Below are 384 nucleotides of genomic sequence, written 5' to 3'. Positions count from 1 at the left end.
GGCCCAACGGGAGCAACGGGAGAAACCGGGGCAACGGGAGCAACGGGAGTAACAGGAACGACTGGAACAACCGGGGCAACGGGAGCAACAGGAGAAACAGGCCAGACGGGAGCAACAGGAGCAACGGGAACAACCGGCCCAACCGGAGCAACCGGCCCAACGGGAGCAACCGGGGCAACGGGAGCAACCGGGGCAACGGGAGCAACCGGGGCAACGGGAGCAACGGGAGCAACAGGAGCAACCGGGGCAACGGGAGTAACAGGCGTAACAGGCCCAACGGGAGCAACGGGAACAACCGGGACAACGGGAGCAACCGGCCCAACAGGCTCAACCGGCCCAACCGGAGCAACCGGAATAACAGGCTCAACGGGAGTAACTGGAGTA

The 384-nt window shown here is 64.3% G+C and carries 1 protein-coding gene; it reads left to right on the top strand.

Translation table 11 applies throughout. The features are described from left to right. Positions 1 to 384 (top strand): hypothetical protein (locus CN925_RS15990; protein ID WP_180232987.1); only part of this gene is annotated, 384 nt, incomplete at both ends.

The organism is Bacillus sp. AFS055030, from assembly GCF_002574545.1.
In the GTDB taxonomy this organism is placed as follows: Bacteria; Bacillota; Bacilli; order Bacillales; family Bacillaceae_G; genus Gottfriedia.
The sequence above is the reverse complement of the archived record's forward strand: the minus strand, read 5'-3'. Positions and strand labels throughout refer to the sequence as shown.